Annotated in this window: 15 protein-coding genes; 6 read left to right on the plus strand and 9 right to left on the minus strand. The window is 71.6% G+C overall.

Annotation, left to right across the window (positions count from 1 at the left end):
* Nucleotides 1-240 precede the first annotated feature (240 nt).
* The 6 genes from ACNAW0_RS07290 to ACNAW0_RS07315 form a co-directional block, all read right to left on the minus strand.
* On the minus strand, nucleotides 241-1443 hold the full coding sequence (locus ACNAW0_RS07290) for a peptidase M23 (RefSeq protein ID WP_416286959.1): 1203 nt from the start codon (nucleotides 1441-1443) through the stop codon (nucleotides 241-243).
* 194 nt (nucleotides 1444-1637) lie between these two features.
* Nucleotides 1638-3221, minus strand: coding sequence for a DHA2 family efflux MFS transporter permease subunit (locus ACNAW0_RS07295; RefSeq protein ID WP_416286960.1), 1584 nt, complete (start codon nucleotides 3219-3221; stop codon nucleotides 1638-1640).
* Nucleotides 3222-3610: 389 nt separating this feature from the next.
* Nucleotides 3611-4108 (minus strand): DUF305 domain-containing protein, encoded by a 498-nt coding sequence (locus tag ACNAW0_RS07300; RefSeq protein ID WP_416286961.1) that lies wholly within the window; start codon nucleotides 4106-4108, stop codon nucleotides 3611-3613.
* Between the two features lie 161 nt (nucleotides 4109-4269).
* Entirely contained in the window at nucleotides 4270-5007 is a 738-nt protein-coding gene (locus ACNAW0_RS07305) for a lytic polysaccharide monooxygenase (RefSeq protein ID WP_416286962.1), read from the minus strand.
* A 95-nt stretch (nucleotides 5008-5102) separates the two neighbouring features.
* The gene (locus ACNAW0_RS07310) at nucleotides 5103-5798 is read right to left on the minus strand and encodes an SDR family NAD(P)-dependent oxidoreductase (protein ID WP_416286963.1); all 696 of its coding nucleotides are present in this window, start codon (nucleotides 5796-5798) and stop codon (nucleotides 5103-5105) included.
* 210 nt (nucleotides 5799-6008) lie between these two features.
* Nucleotides 6009-7649 carry an MDR family MFS transporter gene (locus tag ACNAW0_RS07315; protein ID WP_416286964.1) on the minus strand — a complete coding sequence of 547 codons (1641 nt, stop codon included), beginning with the start codon at nucleotides 7647-7649 and terminating at the stop codon, nucleotides 6009-6011.
* A 175-nt stretch (nucleotides 7650-7824) separates the two neighbouring features.
* Here ACNAW0_RS07315 and ACNAW0_RS07320 point away from each other — a divergent pair, with 175 nt between their 5' ends.
* The 4 genes from ACNAW0_RS07320 to ACNAW0_RS07335 all read left to right on the plus strand — a co-directional run bounded on the left by ACNAW0_RS07320 (nucleotide 7825) and on the right by ACNAW0_RS07335 (nucleotide 11337).
* Nucleotides 7825-8427 carry a TetR/AcrR family transcriptional regulator gene (locus ACNAW0_RS07320; RefSeq protein WP_416286965.1) on the plus strand — a complete coding sequence of 201 codons (603 nt, stop codon included), beginning with the start codon at nucleotides 7825-7827 and terminating at the stop codon, nucleotides 8425-8427.
* A 32-nt stretch (nucleotides 8428-8459) separates the two neighbouring features.
* Entirely contained in the window at nucleotides 8460-8801 is a 342-nt protein-coding gene (locus tag ACNAW0_RS07325; protein ID WP_416286966.1) for an MmcQ/YjbR family DNA-binding protein, read from the plus strand.
* A 70-nt stretch (nucleotides 8802-8871) separates the two neighbouring features.
* Nucleotides 8872-10203: a low temperature requirement protein A gene (locus ACNAW0_RS07330; RefSeq protein WP_416286967.1), complete on the plus strand. Its 1332-nt coding sequence runs from the start codon at nucleotides 8872-8874 to the stop codon at nucleotides 10201-10203.
* A 57-nt stretch (nucleotides 10204-10260) separates the two neighbouring features.
* Nucleotides 10261-11337 carry an SRPBCC domain-containing protein gene (locus ACNAW0_RS07335; protein ID WP_416286968.1) on the plus strand — a complete coding sequence of 359 codons (1077 nt, stop codon included), beginning with the start codon at nucleotides 10261-10263 and terminating at the stop codon, nucleotides 11335-11337.
* A 102-nt stretch (nucleotides 11338-11439) separates the two neighbouring features.
* Here the strand turns inward: ACNAW0_RS07335 and ACNAW0_RS07340 are convergent, their stop codons facing one another.
* A complete protein-coding gene (locus tag ACNAW0_RS07340; RefSeq protein WP_416286969.1) occupies nucleotides 11440-12087 on the minus strand; it encodes a DedA family protein in 648 nt (215 codons plus the stop codon).
* 142 nt (nucleotides 12088-12229) lie between these two features.
* Between ACNAW0_RS07340 and ACNAW0_RS07345 the strand changes: the two genes are divergently transcribed.
* Nucleotides 12230-12796: an ATP-binding protein gene (locus ACNAW0_RS07345; protein ID WP_416286970.1), complete on the plus strand. Its 567-nt coding sequence runs from the start codon at nucleotides 12230-12232 to the stop codon at nucleotides 12794-12796.
* Nucleotides 12797-12856: 60 nt separating this feature from the next.
* Nucleotides 12857-13624, plus strand: a complete 768-nt coding sequence (locus ACNAW0_RS07350; RefSeq protein ID WP_416286971.1) for an HD domain-containing protein — start codon at nucleotides 12857-12859, stop codon at nucleotides 13622-13624.
* Between the two features lie 5 nt (nucleotides 13625-13629).
* On the opposite strand, the gene ACNAW0_RS07355 is transcribed toward ACNAW0_RS07350, so the two are convergent.
* A complete protein-coding gene (locus ACNAW0_RS07355) occupies nucleotides 13630-14847 on the minus strand; it encodes a hypothetical protein (RefSeq protein ID WP_416286972.1) in 1218 nt (405 codons plus the stop codon).
* Entirely contained in the window at nucleotides 14847-15566 is a 720-nt protein-coding gene (locus ACNAW0_RS07360; RefSeq protein WP_416287053.1) for a polysaccharide deacetylase family protein, read from the minus strand. Before ACNAW0_RS07360 ends, ACNAW0_RS07355 begins: the two co-directional genes overlap by 1 nt.
* Nucleotides 15567-15631 lie beyond the last annotated feature (65 nt).

A 15631-nucleotide genomic window follows, 5' to 3' on the forward strand; every position in this document is an offset into this window, starting at 1 on the left:
AACCGGCGTCAGTGTACGAACGGCTCGGGGGCCGGCGGACGGCACGATGACCGGTGGTGACGCCGGCGCACGCCGCGCGGCGGCCACCGGCCGGTCGCACCGGTCGAGGGCCGCGCCGGAGCGGTGTGAGCAGCGGATTTTCGGGAGGGACGGCGACGAGGCTCCCGGCCCCGAGGCGTCGGATCTTGACGACGTCGCCTCGCCGGGAGCCTCGCGCTCCGCCGACCGGTGGCCGGTCGCTCAGCACCAGCCGCTGATCGCGCCCGCCGAGCCGGTCCACATGTAGGCGTCGCTGGCCCAGGTGCCGTCGGTCAGCTTGTTCCACAGCGAGGTGGTGCCCCACCGCCCGCTGTGCGTGGTGCCGTTGGCCGAGCAGGCCACCGTCACCGTGGCCCCGTCGGCGACCGAGCCGACGACTCCGTAGCCGGTGCCGGGGCCGCTACGCCGATTGACCGTGCCGCCGCCGTTGGCGTCGATGATCCCCTGGTTCAGCCCGAGCGCGCCGTAGTTGTAGAGCGCCCCGCCGACGTTGACCTGCGCGGAGCCGTGCAGCGCGTACCCCTGGTAGGTGGCGCTCCCGCTCCAGATGACCCACTTGCCGAGGTTGTGCCCGACCATCGGCACGTAGGCGTTGTTCTGCCGGAGGGCGAAGTGCACGTGCCGTCCGCTGGCCGCACCGCCGCAGGTGACATCGGTGCCGGTGTCGCCAAGGTAGGCGCCCTCGCCCACGCTCGCCCCGTTGACGCTGATGCTGTTCCACAGGTGGTAGTAGTCGGTGGCGTAGCCGCGGTCGTGGATGACTCGGATCCAGCCCGTGCACATGGTGTACGCCGTGCCACCGCGAGCCGCCAGCACCCGCTGGTCGCCACCCGACAGGTCGATGGAGCTCCACGGCGTGTCGTTGCCGCCCCAGCCGTGCGGCCCGCCGGTGAAGTACCAGGACTGGCCCAGCCCGTACGGCAGGCGCATGCCGGTGCGGTAGTCACCGCCGGCGTACGTCGGTTGGACGCCGGTGAACACGTCGCGTTCCTGCGGCGACACCACGTTGGCCGGCGCACTCTCGGCGAGCGCGGCGAAGGCGGCCTCCCCGTCGAAGGCGACCCGCCAGCCGGCGCGTTCGCGGTGCGCCACGAACACCCAGCCCGCCGGGTAGACGCCCTCCTTGTGGGGGGCGACGATGACGGCCGTACCGAATGCCCACGCCTGGCCGCCGCGGCGGGTGACCGTGACCCGGGTGTCGTCGGTGCCGGCGGACCGCAGCCCCGGGTCGGCGGCGTTCGCCGCCTGGTCGAGCAGCCTGGCGGTCACCGCCGCCGTGACGTCGCCGGCCGATGGCGCCGCCGTTGCGCCCGGCGCGGCGCTCGCCGCGGCGGGGGCGGCGAGGACGATCGTGGCGGCCAGCGCTGCGACGCCGGCCCGACCTCGAGTGAGACTCCTGAACACACGCACCTCCGGATATGGATATGCATCATTGCAACCGAGGTGAGGGAACAGTACCGACATCATCGAGACTTGTCCATGGATTGTTGAGCGCGCGAGAGACGGCTCGAGGGCGGTGATCTTTTGATCACCGCCCTCGAGCGGGTGTCCGGGACGAGGGCCGGGCCGTCAGGCACGCCAGACGCCCGCCCGGTGACTCAGTGGATGACCACGGGAGTCGACGGCTGCTCTGCCTGCGGGCCGCCGTGCGGGTCCGGCCGCTCGCGCCGGCGCGGCAGGAACGCGGCCGGGATGAACGTGACCAGCACGAGCAAGAACGCCACCCAGAAGGTGGCGGCGAAGGAACTGGCCGCGAAGTCGAGGCCACGATCGATGAGCGCCTGAGGTACCGGGAACTGCTGGGTGAGCGCCGGCTCCTGCTGCGCGGCGATGGCCAGCCCCGCCTCGGTGATCGGCTTGCCGCTCGGATCCGTCACGCCGGGAATCAGCCGGGAGCCGTTCAGCTCGCTGGTGAGGAGCACCGACATCACCGCGGCGCCGACCGAACCGCCGATCTGCTGGAGGATGTTGACCAGCGTGGATCCGCGGGCCACCTCCTGGGCATGCAGGGTCTTCAGCGCCGACGTCATGATCGGCATCATCGCGGCGCCCATGCCCAGGCCCATCACGAACAGCGAGCCGCCCAGCAGCCAGTACGAGGTGCTCGCGTCGAGCTGGGTGAAGGTGAAGAACCCGGCGGCGATGAGCATCAGCGCGAACGGCACCGTCCGGCCGACGGGCACCCGGTCGGCCAGCATCCCGGCGATCGGCATGGTGAGCATCGCGCCGATGCCCTGCGGAGCCATCAGCAGGCCCGCGGTCAGGGTCGACTCACCGCGGACCTGCAGGAAATAGCTCGGGAACAGCAGGCCGGCACCCATGAACGCGATGATGAACACGACCAGGGTCACCGCCGCGATGGTCAGGTTGCGGTTGGCGAACAGACGCAGGTCCACGAGCGGGTGTCGGGGCCGGAAGGAGTAGAGGACGAAGCCCACCACGAGCGCGGCGCCGACCAGCATGGGCAGCCACACCTTGGTCTCGGCGATCGTGCCGGCCTCGGGCAGCGACGAGACGCCGTAGAGGAAAAGGGCCAGCCCCGGCGAGAGCATCAGCATGCCGAGGAAGTCGAACGACTCCGACGGCTCGGGGTTGTCCTTCGGCAGCGCCAGCAGGGCGTAGACGAGCGCGATGGCGCCGATCGGCAGATTGATCAGGAAGATCCAGTGCCAGCTGGCGGTGTCGATAAGCCAGCCACCGAGGATCGGGCCGCCGATCGGCCCGAGCAGCATCGGGACGCCGAGGACGGCCATCAGCCGGCCGATCCGGTGCGGGCCGGCGGCCCGGGTCATGATCGTCATGCCCAGGGGCATGAGCATGCCGCCGCCGAGTCCCTGCAGTACGCGGTAGGCGATCAGCTCCCCGATCGTGTCGGCGGTGGCACACAGCCCGGACCCGAGGGTGAACAGCGCCAGGGCGGTCATGTAGAGGCGCTTGGTGCCGAACCGGTCGGCGGCCCACCCGCTGAGCGGGATCACCGTGGCCAGCGCGAGCGTGTAGCCGGTCATCGTCCACGCGACACGGGCGTAGGACGCGTCGAACTCCCGCATGAACGTCGGTATCGCGACGCTGACGACCGTCACATCGAGGATCGACATGATCGCGCCGAGCACGACGACTCCCGCCACCTTGAGCACCGCGCCGTCGAGTTTGTCCGAGGTCGCGACAGGTTGCTGGGTCACAAAAGGTCTCCTGAATCCGATGGTTGCGGGGGCGGTGGCGGCACCACGCGTATCGTGCGTGGGGGGTCGCGTGCGGTAACGGGCGACGTCCGCACGGCAGCCTACCGACCGCCACCGACACTTCGCCTCGGATTTGCGCCCGCCGGCCCGGCCCGGCGACGTGACCTGCGTCGCCGCCGGCGTCGCGGCGCGGTGCTCGCGCGGGCTGACCCCGCACACCCGCGGGGCTGTTCGCCGGCTTCGCGTGCGCGGTGATGGCGGGCCTGGGGGGGGGTGGACGACCACGCGTTCGTCGCCGCACGCGGTCGATCAACGCGGCCATCTTGAACGGCTGGGGCGGCGGGGCGCCGCCCGGCTCGGGCGGCCCCACCGGCCGCCCGGCCACCTGCTCACGGCCCGGCCAGCGGCGCGGAGGCGAGCCTCGCCATCAGCGCGACCTCGGCGCTCCGCGACTGTTCGATACGCCGGGCCAGCTCGCGCACCCTGGCGCTGGTGCCGACGCTCAGCTGCTCGTGGGCGAGCTTCGCCGCCGTGCGCTGGTGCGCGCCGAGCACGTCGAGCAGCACCCGGTCCACCTGCGCGGCCGGGGCGGCGCGCAGCCGGGCCAGCCCGACGGTGGCGTCGCTGTGCCCGGAGTGGTCGTGCCGGGCGGCGGCGGCCACCGCTGAGGGCCCGGCGTCGCGCAGCCAGCCGCGCATGCTGGACAGTTCGTCGGTCTCGGTGACCTCGATGGCGGCGATGAGCGTCCGGATCTCCGGGTTCGCGGCGCGGTCGAGCCCGAGCCGGACGATCTGCAGGGTCTGCTCGGTGTGCGCCACCATCATGGCCAGGAACAGCACGTCGATTCCGCTGGCCGGCGCGTCGACGACCGCCCCGGACGGGGCCACCCGCGCAGCAGGCGACCCCGACGGCCGCGTACAGCCGGTGGCGGCCAGCAGGATCACCGCCAGGACGGCGGTGAGTGGGCGACGGATGCCTCGGCGCCGATCGCGGCGCCGGAGGACGGCCCCGGGTGCGGCGCACGACGGCCGTGGCCGCGCCCGGTCGGTCAGACCTGCAGCCACAGCGCCGGGGTGTTCGGCGGCTCCCAACCGGGGAGCGCGGTGTGCGCCTGGCGGCAGCGGTAGGTCAGGCCGTTGTAGGTGACCTGGTCCCCGACCTGGTAGGCATGCCCGGCGGTCCAGGTGCCGCCGGGGGCGGGTGAACCTGTCGGGCTCGCGGTCGGGGTCGGCGACGGGCTGGTCGGGGTCGGAGTGGGCGTCGGGCCACCTCCGCCCCCACCGATCTGCAGGTCCACGCAGGAGTAGAAGGCGTTGGCGGTGTCGGCGATGTTCCACACCGCGAGGAGCTTCTGCCGGCCGGAGAAGCTGCCGAGGTTGACGGTGTGCGACACGGTGGCGTCGGGCTGGCGGCCACCGCCGTCGAAGGCGGCCACCCGGGTGTTTCCGATCCAGTACTCCCAGTTGCTGGTGGCGTGGCGGGCGGTGTTGACCCAGGTGAAGGTGACCGAGCTGCCGACCGAGGTGGCGGGCCAGTTGCGGCTGTCGTCGTTCAGCACGGCGAACTGGGCGATCCCGGCGTGGCAGCTGCGCAGGCCCTTCGGGCCCTCGACGCTCTGCGGCTCGTACTTGATCTGGCCGCAGTCCGGCACCCGGTTCTGCGCGCAGAGCGCCTGGCGGCTGGGCGGCGAGGAGACGTAACCATGGGCTTGGGCGGGGGTGGCGACGGCCAGGGTGGCGGCGACGACGCCCGTGCTGAGGAGCGGGACGCTGATTCTTCGACGCATGGCGGCAACTCCTTCGGAGGCGACACGTGGAGCTGCCACGAACATAAATTAAACCTTGTTAACAGTAAAGGTCCTTATCTATGAATCTGCTTCCGTCACCACCGCCCGTCCGCCCGCAGCACGCGCTCGCCGGAGACGTACAGGTCGTCGGGGGCGAGCTGGAGCAGTCGTACGATCTCGCCGGCGACCTGCTCGGGCCCGGCGTAGATCTGGTCGAGGAACTCGTCGCCCACCCGCTCCTGCAGGCGGGTGGGCATCGGTCCGGGGTGCAGCTGCATGACCTTGATCCGGTTGCTGTGCTGCGCCTCTGCCAGCGACTCGACCAGGCTGCTGCCGTAGCTCTTGGTGGCCCGGTAGACCGGGATGCCCGGGCGCGCCTTCGTCACCGCCATCGCGCCGACGTAGACCACGTTGCCGAAGCCCTGCCGGTGCAGGTGGTGCAGCGCCTCCTTGAACACGTAGGTGGTGCCGAGCGCGTTGACCTCGACCGCCCGGCGGATGTGCTGCGGCGAGAGGTCGGCCAGGTCGCCACCCGCCCACACCGATGCGCAGGCGGCGACGCCGTCGACGGCGCCGTACCGGTCGACCACCTCGGCGAACGCGTCCCGTACCTGGTCGTAGGAGGAGACGTCACAGACGATCCCGGCGCATGACAGGTCGTCCGTGACCGCGGCGACCTCGTCGGGCACGTCGCCGAGCACCGCCACCTGATGCTCCTCGACCAGTAGGCGGGCGACCGCCAGGCCGAGGCCGCTGGTCCCTCCGACCACCATGAAAGTTCTCGCGCCCAAGGCCTCTCCCGACGTGGTGGCGCACGAGCGGTACGCGGTGCGGTGACGGCGATGCCTTCCCGTTGGCACTGATCCCACACCCGGCAGGCGGGCGGAGAGCTGGACGCCGGGCCGGGATCGGAGGCCGGCCCGGCGTCGCAGCCGGGTGTGGAACCGGGACTGACGGGAGTGGCACGCCGTCCGGCGACGGCCCCGCGCCCCGGGGAAAGGTCAGCGACGCGCGGATTCCTTGCCCGTCGCGTCGACGGTCACCTGGTCGAAGGCGGGCGCGCCGTCGACCGCGTCCGCCGCGACGGCGGCCGACCGCGCGGCGTCGGGCAGGTCGAGGCTGGACCGCAGGGTGACCGGCTTGAGCAGCAGCGCGGCGATGATGCCGACGACGGCGATGGCCGCGGAGATGAAGAAGATGTGCCCGGTGGCGTCGCCGTACGCGGCGCGGACGATGTGCTGCACCGGGGTCGGCAGCGCCCCGAGGTTGAGCGTGCTGCTGCCGCCGCCGCTGCCGGAGGTCGGGATGCCGGCGGCGGCGAGGTCGTGGGTGATCCGCTCGGTGACCCGGCGGGCGAGGACGGCACCGAGCACGGAGACGCCGATGGTGCCGCCGAGGGAGCGGAAGAACGCGACGCTGGAGCTGGCCGCACCGATGTCCTTGAGTGCGACGGTGTTCTGCACGGCGAGCACGAGGTTCTGCATGGTCATGCCGACGCCGGTGCCGACGATGAACATGGCGGCGCCGAGGACGAGGAGCGGGGTTTCGTGGTCGATGGTGCCGAGCAGGGCGAACCCGGCGACCAGGATGATCGACCCGGCGACGATGTAGGGCTTGATCCGCCCGCTGGCGGTGATCAGTCGCCCGGCGACGATCGACGACAGCAGGACGCCGGCCATCATCGGGATGGTGAGCAGGCCGGCCTCCGTGGGGCTGTAGCCGCGGCCGATCTGGAAGTACTGACCGAGGAAGACAGAGCCGCCGAACATCGCCATGCCGACCGCGAGGCTGCCGAGGATGGCCAGCGCGGTGGTGCGTTCGCGGACGATCTTCAGGGGAACGACCGGCTCGGCGGTTCGCGACTCGACCCAGATCGCCAGGGCGAGCAGGACCAGCGCGCCGCCGACCATCGCGGCGGTCTGCCAGGAGAGCCAGGCGAAGGAGTCGTCGACGAACGAGATCCAGATCAGCAGCACGCTGACCCCGGCGGCGATCAGGCTCGCGCCGAGGTAGTCGATCTTGACGTCGTCCCGGCGGACGGTGGGCAGGTGCAGGGTGGCCTGGAGCAGGATCAGCGCGACGACGGCGACCGGCACCCCCACGAAGAAGCACCAGCGCCAGCCGAGCCAGGACGTGTCGACGATGAGGCCGCCGAGCAGCGGTCCACCGACCGTCGCGAGGGCCATGACGCCGCCCAGATAGCCGTTGTAGCGGCCCCGCTCACGCGGCGGGATCATCGCCGCGATGGCGACCTGGACCAGGGCCTGGAGCCCACCGACGCCGATGCCCTGGAACGCGCGGGCGGCGATGAGCTGCCCGGCACTCTGCGCGAAGCCGGCGACGATCGAGCCGGCGAGGAACACGACGATAGCGATCTGGATCAGCAGCTTCTTGTTGAACAGGTCGGCGAGCTTGCCCCAGATCGGGGTGCTGGCGGTGGCGGTGAGCAGGGTCGCGGTGACCACCCAGGTGTACTGGGTCTGGGAGCCGTTCAGCGCGCCGATGATCTTCGGCAGCGCGATCGAGACGACCGTGCTGCTGAGCATCGCGACGAAGAGCACCAGCAGCAGGCCACTCAGTGCTTCGAGCGTCTGCCGCCGGCTCATCGGTGCGGCTTCGGCCGTTGCGGTGGGTGCGCTCATCGCGCGTCCTCCTGGTTGTCGTGGTGTGCGAGGGCGACCTCGAGGTCGCGGGTGAAGAGGTCGCGGGTGAAGCAGCCCAGCGCGGTTGGTTGCCTCAAGCAAGCATCAGGGAGTTTTGCGCATCAGGCAAGTTTGCCCGTTGAGAAAAGGATCACGTCTCGCGTACCCTGGCCCCATGGATGAGGCAGCGGGGCTGCGGGAACGCAAGAAGGCGGCGACCCGCCTCGCCCTGCACGAGGCGGCGCTGCGCCTCGCCGCCGAGCAGGGGCCGGACCGGGTCACCGTCGAAGCGATCGCCGACGCCGCGAACGTCTCCCGGCGGACGTTCTCCAACTACTTCTCCAGCAAGGAGGAGGCCCTCTTCCACAGCGACACCAGGTGGCTGCGTCGGTTGCTGGACCTGCTGCGCGCGCAAGCCCCCGACGAGGCGCCGTGGGCCGCGCTGAGCCGGGCCGCCCTGCACCTGGCGGCCGAGTTCTACGACGACGGCAGCGCCATGTCCTGGCTGAACCGCCGCCGTCGGCTGCACGGGCACCCGGGCCTACTCGCGCATCAGGCCGCCGCGTACGCCACGATCGAACGTGAACTGGCCGGTGAACTCGCCCAGCGGCTCACCGGCCCCGACCGGGCGCTGCGTGCCCGGATCATGGCGGCGACCTTCCTGGCCACCGTACGTGTCGCCACCCAGCACGGGATCGAGCACCCCGACACCTCGATGGTCGACACGCTCCGGGCCGCGCTCGCCCACGCGGCCCCGACGGCCGAAGGCACGACCTGAGAATGTCACCGGTCGGCGCTACGGTCGGGCCCGTGGTCACCGTCGACGACGTCCGCGCCCTGGCCCGGACTCTCCCCCGCACCAGCGAGCACCTGATCCGCGACCGGATCAAGTTCCGGGTGGGCGCCATTGTCTACGTCGCGTTCAGCCAGGACGAGCGGACCATGGGCTTCGGCTACCCGAAGGAGGAAAGGGACGCCCTGATCGCCGCCGAGCCGGACCTGTTCTTCCTCCCCCGCCCGTCCGACCTGCGGTTCAACTGGGTGTGCTGCCACCTGGACCGGCTCGACCACGACCGGATGACCGAGCTGGTGACCGAGTCGTGGCGGATGGTGGTGCCGAAGTTCCTCGCCCGCCAGCGACTGGGCGGCTGAGACCCGGGGCCCCGGGTGGGCGTGCGCCGATTCCGACCCGTGGCCGTTCCGGCGCTGCGAGACTCGTCCGGTGGGCGGCGACCGGAGGCACGGCGGGTTGGGGCCGGCCATCCTGGTCGCCCCGGCCGCCCGGGTGGAGAAGTTCGAGGTCTTCTTCGACCTCGTCTTCGTCGTGTCGTTCTTCATCATCACCCGGGCCACCGCCACCAACGTGGGCGGGCCGCAGCTGCTGCACGCCATGCTGGTACTCGCCGTGCTCTGGTGGTGCTGGGTGGTGCACAGCATGGTCGCCGCCCGGCTCCGGCTCGGCGAGGGCTTCGTCCCGGCGCTGATGGTGGTCGGCATGATCGCGCTGTTCACCTTCGCGCTGGCCCTACCGCAGACCTTCGACGGCGGCCTGCGCACCGTGGGTGGGCCCATCCTGGTCACCATCAGCTACGTGCTGTTCCGCGCCGTGCACCTGGTGCTGTACGTGCACGCCATCCGAGGCCAGCCGGGGGCCCGCCGCCAACTGCTCCCGCTCCTTCCCGAAATGGTGATCACGGCCGTCCTGCTGCTGTTCGCGGCGCTGCTCCCGTTGAAGATCTCGGATCCGCATTTCGGGCTGCGGCTCCGGGACGGCCTGTGGATCGCCGTCGTCGTCGTCCAGTACGCCAGCGGGCTACTGACCGGCACCCGGGCCTGGGAGGTCACCTCCGCCGAGCACTGGACCGAACGATACGACCTCATCCTCATCATCGCGCTGGGCGAGTCGGTCATCTCCGTCGGCGTCGGCGGCAACCTGCTCGGCAAGCCGGTGACCTGGGCGGCCATCGTGGCGGCGATGATGGGCATCCTCTTCACGGCGGCCCTGTGGTGGGCGCACTTCGACATGATCGGTCCGGCCGCCCGGATCGCGCTGCACGGCACCCAGGGCCCGCCGCGGATGGCGATGGCCCGCGACGCGTACGCCTACCTCTACCTGCCGATGGTCGCCGGCGTGATCCTGTTCGCGATCGGCGCGGAAGAGCTGGTGGCTACGATCACCGACCCGGTGGGCGGGTTGGGCGAACGGGGACGCGGCTCGTCCGTACAGCTGCTGTTCGGCGGGGTGATGCTCTACCTGGCCGCCGACCTGGCGTTCCAACTGCGCACGTTGGGGACCGTGACCTGGACACGGGTCGGCGTGCTCGCCGCGCTCGCGGTCGGTCTTTTCACCGGAGGCCTGATACCGGCGCTCGGCGCGCTCAGCCTGCTGACCGTCATCTGCGTCGGGCTCACCGTCGTCGAGGTGGTGGCGTTCGCGGAGTCCCGCAACGCCCTACGCCAAGCCGTGTACGAGGAGAAGACCAGGTACGAGACGAGCGAGGCAGCGTGGCGCGCCCGCTGGCACAACGGCGGCCCGGAGCAGCCGGCGCGGTGACGCGGCGGCGGGGATCCCCGCCCGGAACGGCGGCACGCCCGACCGTAGAGTCTGCGCGTGATCGAGATCGACATCGAGGTCGACCTGTTCCACCCGCCGGACATGGTGTGGCGGGCGTTGACGGAGCACGCGCTGCTCGCCAAGTGGTTCGCCGAGAGCGCACCGCAGGCGGACCAGCCGGATCGGCTGCTGCTGCGTACGGCGGAACTGCCCGGGTTCGACGCCGATGTCGAGGCGACGGTGGTCGAGCGGCAGGCGCCGGAGCGGTACGTGCTGGACTGCCGGGAGGGCGACCGGGGCACCCGGCTGACCTGCCAGATCGTCCCCGCCGGCCACGGCTGCCGGCTGTCTCTGCGCGAGGTGCTGGTGCACGGCGAGTGGGACACCGACCAGCGCGCTCGCCGCTCGGAGTACCACCAGCAGGCGGTGACCGTACGCCTGCCGGCCATCCTCGACTGGCTGGCGTTCCAGCGCGTCGACCTGCGACGCGCCGAGGGCGGGTTGACCGCGGAACTGCCCGTCGTCCGGCTGCTCGGCGACGTCCGTACCCACGCCGGACGCCGGCGGGCAGGGGTGATCGGTGGGGGCATGGCGTGTCTCGCCCTGGCCGCCGGGGCGGCGGTGTGGCTGACCCGGCCGGCGCCGCGGCTCCCGGAGGCCACGCCGCAGTCGGCTCCGCTGCTGGTGCCGACCCCCACCAGCCGTACGCCCTCGGCCGCCCCGTCGCAGACCGCACCGACCGCAGCCCGGAGCAGCGACGCGCCGACCCCGGCACCGATCCACAAGCCGACCCGTACGTCCAGCGCGACCCGGACGCCGGCCGCTCGGCTGAGCGCCCGCTACCAGACCGTCGCCGACCGGGGCTTCGGCTACCGGGGCGAGGTGGTCGTGACCAACCCGGGCAGCACGGCGAAGCAGGGCTGGGCCGTGGTCGTGACGCTGGGCGAGGGGGACGCGATCAACAGCGTCAACTGGGCAGAGTGGCGGCAGGACGGGCGGGTCGTCACCTTCACCGGGCCGGCAGTGCCGGCCGAGGGGTCGACGACGTTCCGGTTCGACGTGCGGGAGCGGAATCCGCGCGTGAAGGCGCCCGAGGCGTGCACCATCGACGGTTCCCCCTGCTCCGTCGAGTAGCAAAGCACGGCGATCATCCGTGCAGCCGGCGGCGCCGGGGTGAGCGGTGGCTCCGGCTGATCACTCCCCTGACCAGGCCGGCGTCCCCCTCGGGGCGCCGGCTCAGGGCTGTCCGGCGGATCTGCCGCCTTCCCGTCGGGCGGCCCAGCGGGCGGCCCGACGGGCCCGGATCACCCGAAGCAGCACCAGCAGCACCACCAGGGCCAGCAACGCCTCACTGACCCAGCTCAGGCGCTGCTCCAGCAGCCGGTACGACGCCCCGAACAGGTAGCCGAGCACGGCCGTCGTCGCCGCCCAGAGCATGCCGCCGGCGATGTTCGCGATGGTGAAAGCGCCGTACGGCATGCCGCTCATCCCCGCCAGGCCGGGCACCAGCGTGCGCAACTCCGCCACCCAACGGCCCAGCACCACCGCGACGACGCCCCGGCGGCGGATCAGGTCCAGCCCTCGGCGCACGCGGTCCGGACGGACTAACCGGCGGGGCACCCAATCGAGCAGCCGACGGCCGTACCGGCGGCCGACCAGGTAGCCGACCTGGTCGCCGAGCGCCGCCCCCGCGATCGCGGCCACCACCACGGCCCAGAGCCGCAACCGCCCCTCGTTGGCGGCCACGCCGCCGACCAGCACCGCCACCTCTCCCGGTACGACCAGCCCGAGGAGGGTCGACGCCTCCAGCGCCGGGAGCAGGAAGACCAGGGCCAGGACCAGGGCCGGCGGCAGCACCATCAGCAGGTTCAACACCCGGTCCATCCGCCGATTGTCACCCGCGGGCGGATCCACCCGGGCCGGCACAGCTTCGGCCGGCCGGCGCACCGGGACGTTCGCCCGGCCGAGACGAACCCGGATCGAGGAATGAAGAGCGGCCTCACCGGGGACAATAGGACAACGGGCAGTGACAGCGCCGGCGAGCGGCCAGGCCCGGGGGACGTACGTGGGACGGGGGCCGAACGTGGAGGACGGGACAGCCGCCACCACACCCTTCGCGGCCGACGACCCGATCAGCACGGCGCACCGGATACCCCTGGATCCGGAGGAGCGGTGCGAGCCGCCGACCCGCCGGCACCCGGCCGAGACCGTCTTCACCGCCGCCGTACCGGCCGACCCGGGCCAGCTCGCGCCCATCCGGGAGCGCCTGCGCGGCTGGCTGCACACCCTCGGCGTCGACGAGTGGGACGTCGAGACGGTGCTCATCGCCACCGGGGAGGCGTGCGCGAACGCCATCGAGCACGGCTACCGACTGACCGCCGACGGGATCTTCACCCTCCGCGCCGAACTGCGCGACGACCGGTTGGAGATCGAGGTGCGCGACCACGGCGGCTGGCGGGAGACCGCGGCCGGGCCCGACACCGACCGGGGCCGAGGGCGGTTGATCATGGCGCGGGTGATGGATGAGGCGACCATCGTCGGCACCCCAGAGGGGACGAGCGTCCGCCTGGTCAAGCGGCTCTCGAACGGCTGACGGCCGTCGGATGACCGACGACGGATCCCGCCGGCAGCGAAGATCAGCTATAAGGATCACATGACGTTTCCCGCGTACCTGGCAAGCATGCCGATGCACGCGATCACCGAGATCCACGGCGAACCGGGCCTGCTGGAGCGGTTCCGCCTGGAGATCCGGGCGTTCGACGCCGCCGCCCGCGAACGGCTCACCGCAGCCCTCGACCTCGCCGCCGACCTGCACCGCGACGACCGGCGGGTCCGCGAGCCGTACCTCAACCACCTGCTTCGGGTGGCGATCCGGATGATGCACCACTACCAGGTGCGAGACGTGGACGTGATCGTGGCGGGCCTGCTGCACGACGCGGTCGAGGACCACCCCATGGAGCTCGCCGACCTGGACGCCTGGCGACAACTCCAGCTCGCCGACGCCGCGCAGCGGCCCGTAGCCGTCGGTGAGGACCCCACGGCGGCGGCGCTGGCCGCGTTGGCCGACCGCTTCGGCCCGCGGGTCGCCCGCCTGGTCGGCGCGGTCACCAACCCGGCGTACGACCCGGGACGCGACCGTCACGTCCAGTACCGGGAGCACGTCGCGGCGAGCCTGGACCGGGAGCCGTGGGCCCGGGTGATCAAGGTGTCGGACTTCACCGACAACGGGGTGGGCGTGATCCACACGGTCGGCCCGAAGGTGGCCCGGTCGGCTGCCAAGTACCGGCCGCTGGTGCCGGTCTTCCGCGACCTCATCGCCCGGCCGGACACGCCGCTGTCCGTGCCGGTGAAGCGGCACATCTTCGCCCAGCTCGACCTGGCCGAGGAGCGCTTCAGCGCCATCCTCGACAACCCCAACTAACGTGGTCAGCGCATGATGCCGGTGTGGCCGAGTGAGTAGCGGCCGGGCTGCGGCCAGACCAGCAGGCCGTGCGGTTCGGCACCTACTTTGATCTTGCGGATCAGGTGGCCGTCGCGGGTGTCGATGGCGTAGATGACGCCGTGGTAGCGGCCGGACATCCACATGATCGTGCCGTCGGCGGAGAGCCCGCCCATGTCAGGGCTGCCGCCACCGGGGATCCGCCATTTGGTGGCCAGCTTGCCGGTGGCAAGGTCCAGCAGGGATATCGTGCCCTCGCCCCGATTGGTGATGTACAGGTATTTCGAGTCCCGGCTGACGTAGAGCCCGTGGGCGCCGGCGCCGGTGGCCATGAAGCGCGGCGGGGTGAAGGCGTCACCGTCGAGGATCCAGATGCCCGAGGTGTGCATGTCGGCGACGTACCACGTCCGACCGTCGGGAGAGATCTTGACGTCCTGCGGCATCGGGTGCCCGGCCTTCAGGTGCAACTGACCGATGACCTGTTCCTTCTCGGTGTCCACCTTGATCAGATCGCCGGAGTACTCGCAGCTGGCGATGAAGTAGCGCCCGTCGGGGGAGAAGTCGACGTGATTGACCCCGTCACAGCTGACCGGCACCGCCTTGTGCACGGCCATGGTGTGCGCATCCCGGAAGACGATCTGGTGGGCTGCCTCGGACATCACGATCGCCCACTTGCCGTCCGGGCTGAAGTACAGGTTGTACGGGTCGTTGACCCGTACGGCCCGCCCGAATCGGCCGGTCGCCGGATCGATCGGCGTGAGCGTGTTGCCCCGGTCGCTGTTGACCCAGAGCGTCCGCAGGTCCCAGGACGGGACGACGTGCTCGGGGCTCGCCGCGACCCTGACCGTCTGGATGACGGTGAAGGTCGCCGGGTCGATCACGGAGACGCTGGAGCCTCGGTTGTTGGGTACGTAGACCCGTGGAAGATCGTGACGGACCGCGTCGGACAGCAGATCGGGGCGATCGGCGGCATACAGGTCGTGCGGGTCGAGCGGCAGCGGCATGCCCGGCAGCAGGCCGGCGGGCGCCGTACTCGCGGATGGCCAAGCGGTCGGCGTCGCGGTCATCGGCGGCATGGTGGCCATGACGGTGTCGTCACCGCCGCGGGTGTCCGCGGACGTGTCCCCGCCGCAGCCGCCGACCAGCATGAGGGCGGCCAGGCTTGCCGCCGCCATGAGTCGGCGGTACAACCGAACGACGGGCATCAGTCCAGCAGCTCCTTCATCGTCACGGCGTGCAGCCCCCGCTGGCGGAGCCCGTCGAGGACAGGCCCTACGGCGGCCAGCGTGCCGGGGTGACCGAAGTGCAGGCTGACGACCGAGCCCGGCCTGACCTGGTTCAGCGTCGTCCGCACCACCGCGGCCGAGCCAGGGTCGGTGTAGTCAAGCGAGTCCACGTCGTACGACACGCACGTCGGATAGCCCGCCCGGTTGGCCTGGGCGCGGATCATGGCGCTGGCGTGCTGGGTCTGCGACGGCCGGAACCAGGTGCCGACGGAACCGGTGAGCTTCTTGATCCGCTGCGCGCACCTGTTGATCTCATCGAACGCCTCGGCCGGGGTCATCCGGCTGATGTCGCGATGATTCTCGGTGTGGTTGCCCAGCTCATGGCCGCCCTCGAGGATCCGTCGGGCCATCGCGGGCTGCTCGGCCAACCACGTCCCGACCGCAAAGACGGTGACCCGCGCGCCGCCACGTTCGAGTTCGGCCAGCAACTGGCGGGCCAGGTCGGATTCCCCCTGGCCGTGAAAGGTCAGCGCCACGTTCGGCCGCTCCCGTGGCCCGCTGCTGATCTCCGCCGGCAGCGAGGGCAGACCGGGGGCACCTGCGGCCGATGTGGAACCGGACGCCGTAGGCGACGTGCCGCGGGCCGACGTGGCCGACCGGGCGGTCGACGATCGGCGCGCCGGCTCACAGCCCACCATTCCGACAAGCCCGGCGGCCACAGCGGCGGCGGCGCCCAGCGCACCGCGACGGTCAAGAGGCACGC

The organism is Micromonospora sp. SL1-18 (genome assembly GCF_047921505.1).
In the GTDB taxonomy this organism is placed as follows: Bacteria; Actinomycetota; Actinomycetes; order Mycobacteriales; family Micromonosporaceae; genus Micromonospora.